This window comes from Roseitalea sp., from assembly GCF_984466335.1.
Genome location: NZ_CFIFWG010000211.1, coordinates 1 through 4,104, shown reverse-complemented (window position 1 = coordinate 4,104; position 4,104 = coordinate 1). Strand labels below are relative to the sequence as shown.

Here is a 4,104-nt window from a genome sequence, read left to right as displayed (position 1 = left end):
CGGACATGATCGTCGAGGCGGCCGAGGCGCTGGGGCTTCCGGTCGAGGTGCACGAACCGACGGTTTATTTGTCGGTACCGCTTTCGGCATCGGTCGCGATCGGCGGACGCACGTTCCGCGCAAAGCCGCCCGCCCTGTCCAAACCGGCACCCGACGGATTGAGCGCGCCGCTCCTTTATCTTCCGGCGAACCCGAAAAACCTGCGCCTTTACAGCCGCGACGTGCGCGACGTGTTCGGAGACAATTTCACCGACTGGGCGGATTTCCGCGCCCGCATTTGCGGCCGCGTGCTGATCACCGAAGGGTTCGGCAATCCGGCGCTGACGTCGCTTGTGCAGGACATGGGCGCGGTCGGACTGATCGTCATCAATCCGGGCGACAACATCCATTGGGGCACCTCCAGCACGGTCTGGGGCTCGCCGGGGCTGGAAGACGGCAAGCGCCATCCGCGCATTCCGGTCGTCGCGGTCAACAACGCGGACGGGCAGGCGATACGGGCAATGGCCGACGGCAAGATCACCGTCACGATGAAAAGCGAATTGGAGGAAGGCTGGTTCAAACAGAAGGTGCCGACCGTGACCATACCGGGCACCAGCGAGCCGGACCGGTTCGTCCTCGTGCACGGGCACTACGATTCCTGGGACGTCGGCGTGGGCGACAACGCCACCGGCGACGCCGTGCTCTTGGGGTTGGCGGACGCGCTGTGGCGCAATCGCGACGCGCTGGCCCGGTCGGTCCGCGTGGCGTGGTGGCCCGGCCATTCCACGGGGCGCTATTGCGGCAGCGCCTGGTATGCCGATCATTTCGGCCTCGATCTCGACGAGAATTGCGTCGTCCAAATCAATTGCGACAGCCCCGGCTGCCGCTGGGCCACCAGCTACCACAAGACCACATGCATGAGCGAACTGCACGGCTTCGTGACCGGCGTGATAGAAGACGTCACCGGCCAGACGCCGGGGTTCATCCGGCCAAAGCGGGCCGGCGACTATTCTTTCTACAACATCGGCATCAGCGGTCACTTCATGCTCAGTTCGACCATGACCGACCAGATGCTGGAAGAGAAAGGCTATTACGAGGTCTCCGGGTGCGGCGGCAACATCGCATGGCATACCGAAGACGACCAGATGGACATCGCCGATCGCGATATACTGCTGACGGATCTGAAAATCTACACGCTGTCGGTGATGCGTCACGCAACGGCGGAGTATCTGCAAACCGACTGGCGCGCCACGATGTCGGAATTCACCCAGACCCTGACGGGTTACGCCGGGGCCGCGGGCGAAACGTTCGACTTCCGCCCTCTCCTGGCGGCCACGACCGCCCTGGACGAAAGCCTGGAGCGCTTCTATCGATCGATCGAGGATGGCGCCTTGCCGGCAGACAGGGCCAACCATACCAGCATGCGCCTGTCCCGTATCCTGGTTCGGCTCAACTACACGCGCGAGCCGGCCTTCATGCAGGACCCGGCGATTGCCTGTCCCGCACTGCCCGGGCTGAGCGCGGCGGCCGCCCTGGAACGGCCCATCGGCGATATCGTCAATCAGGTGCGCACCGACCTGCGGCGCGGCGCCAACCGCTACATGGCCGCGCTGCGCGAGGCGCGCGCGCTCGTCGAGCGGAGCCTTTCATGACGCGGCGGCGCCCCATGGTCCGGCTTCTCTATCAAATGACGACGACCAAGCGGAAGACCGACCTCGGACAGGCCGAGGTCGACCGCCGGCTTGGCTATCTGCGCGCGCTGGTCGGCCCGGACGTTGCCGTGGACATCGCCGCACCGGAGGCCGGCCCGCCGGCCATCGAAAACCGGGTCGATGCGGCCATGGCGGTGCCGGCGCTGCTTGAGGCCGTCGTGGCGGCGCAGGACGCCGGCTATGACGCGGTGATCATCTCCTGCTTCAGCGATCCGGGGCTCGATGCCTGCCGGGAACTGGTCTCGATCCCCGTTACCGCGTCCGGTCAGGCATCGATGCACGTGGCGGCTCAACTGGGTGCGCTCTTTTCGATCATCGCGCCGAATAAGGGGGGCGGCAGCCGGGGGCGGGAAAACCCCGGAAAATACGGCATGACCGATCGCCATGCATCGACGCGGGGGGCCGGGCTCTCGGTCATGGACCTGGCGCGCGACAGGGGCCGCACGCTGGACCGGCTGACCGAGGTCGGCCGCGGCGCCGTCGAGGAGGACGGCGCCGATACGCTCGTTCTGGGCTGCATGAGCATGGCGTTCCACGGCATCGAGACCGAACTCTCCGAACGCATCGGCGTCCCGGTGGTCAACCCCGTTCCCGCCTCGATCATGCTTGCCGAATTGCTGGCGCGCACCGGGCTGTCCCACAGCGTGGTGGCCTACCCGCGCGCCCATTGGCGGGCATCGAGCCCGATGGCGGCCGGCTTGCACTGAAGCGCCCCGTTTGAGCGATCGGCGTCATCAGCACAGGCCCATGGCGCGCCTCGTTCCGCCCTCTCGATCAGATCTTCAGATCGGGAAACCGGTCGCAATAGATGCGGAACCATGGCGTATAGTCTGCGGGATTTTGCGCCATGTCGGCCCTGAGCCTGTCGGCCGTCACCCAGCGCACCGCCTCCACTTGGTCCGGGTTGGGCCGGACCTCCAGCGTCCGGCGGTCCACCTGGCCGACATACATGGTCACACGCTCATGCTCGTGCAGCCCATTGCCCACATCGGCCGAATATTCCACCTCGTGCCGCTCGGAGAGCGGCACGCCGAAGCCGAGTTCCTCGCGCAGCCGGCGGGCGGCGCTGGTCGCGACCGGCTCGTCCCAATGCGGATGGGTGCAACAGGTGTTCGCCCATTGCCCGGCGCAATGATATTTGTGCGCGGCGCGCTTCTGGATCAGCAGATGCTCGCCCGAAAAGACGAACACCGACACGGCCAGGTGGAAGACCGCCTCGCGGTGTGCCTGCAACTTGCCGATCGGATAGAACGAGCCATCGTCCGCGATGGCCGGAATGATCGTGTCGGCGTCGCGCATGGTGTCCATCAGGCGGCCTGCAACGGTTTGGGGGCCTGCAAGGAAGGCGCAAGGCGATCGAGGCCGGGCCAGGTGCCCTCGACGGCCAGAAGGTTGAAACGGGCGAACAGATATTCGGCGAACCAGCCTTCCTGCCAGGCGCGCCGCGCGGCCACGCCATGGGTCGGGCTGTCGAGCGCGAAGGCGCGCATGGCCTGCTCATCCTCCCAGATCGAGAATGTCATCTGATGTTTGTAGGGCACCTCCCCCAGGCCCATCATGAACAGCTGGCGGGCATCGTCGCCGGCCGTATCGGAAATGGCCGGCACGAGCGACCAAAACGTCGCCAGTTTCGACCAGCGCAGCGTGGCGCGTGTCAGGGTGACGATCGGACCGGCCGGCCGCGTTTGCGCATCGACGACGAACGGCTGCCGACCGCTCCAACGGCCGCAGGTCCGCGTGGCCGTCAGAAACAGCGTCGCCGACCGATGCGCATGATCCCGGTAGAGCGCGAACGGCACCGCCGAAGCCTGCGCGGCACGCGCGCGCGTCATGCCGTCCCAGGCGCACAGGAGCCCGTAGGTCGCAAAGTCGGGCCTGAGCGAAAAGCCCGCGCCGGCGCCGGTGCCCAGCATCTTCGCGAAAGTCAGCCCGTCCATGCGCGCCACGGCCCGGCGCATCAGGCCCATCTGAGAGAACGCCCAGAGCTTCGCCGGAGCGCCGGCGAAACGGAACAGTGAAAGCGTGACGATCTGCATGCCCTGGCGGCCCTTTCCGCCGCGGCGGCTCTCCCGAAACCGCGCCGCCCTTAATGTAACCCAGCCCTTACGCAATCCAACCCAGACCTTTGGACCAGTGTCGGCTTCGCCGGCCGTCCCTCCCCCTTACCCTCTCGCTTCTTGCTGGAAGAGGGTAAGGGTGAGGGGTTAAACCAGGCAACGGCGCACGGCGCGCGCTTTGGACGTCTTTTCCGCCGCCGGCGTCGTCAAAAGCCTTGCGCGATCGTCGGATCGCGCTGCGGCGTTTTCCTCGCCGCGGCGAAACCCCCTGTCCACCAATCCGCTCCCATCTCAAGACAAGCCGCTCTAAGCGACGGCTCTTGCGAGGGCGCACTGGCTCCACAGGTCGCACAATG

General features: G+C 66.3%; 4 protein-coding genes. 2 read left to right on the top strand and 2 right to left on the bottom strand.

The window, feature by feature from the left end; genetic code table 11:
* Window positions 1–1,631: M28 family metallopeptidase (locus tag AC5E6L_RS14455; protein WP_491774216.1), on the top strand; the 1,631-nt coding region annotated here is incomplete at its 5' end.
* A complete protein-coding gene (locus AC5E6L_RS14450; protein WP_491774214.1) occupies window positions 1,628–2,398 on the top strand; it encodes an aspartate/glutamate racemase family protein in 771 nt (256 codons plus the stop codon). The genes AC5E6L_RS14455 and AC5E6L_RS14450, both read left to right, overlap by 4 nt.
* 67 nt (window positions 2,399–2,465) lie before the next feature.
* On the opposite strand, the gene idi is transcribed toward AC5E6L_RS14450, so the two are convergent.
* Together idi and AC5E6L_RS14440 are read right to left on the bottom strand one after the other, a co-directional pair.
* Entirely contained in the window at window positions 2,466–2,999 is a 534-nt protein-coding gene (gene idi / locus AC5E6L_RS14445) for an isopentenyl-diphosphate delta-isomerase (protein WP_491230443.1), read from the bottom strand.
* On the bottom strand, window positions 2,999–3,727 hold the full coding sequence (locus tag AC5E6L_RS14440; protein WP_491230444.1) for a hypothetical protein: 729 nt from the start codon (window positions 3,725–3,727) through the stop codon (window positions 2,999–3,001). Before AC5E6L_RS14440 ends, idi begins: the two co-directional genes overlap by 1 nt.
* Window positions 3,728–4,104: the final 377 nt, after the last annotated feature.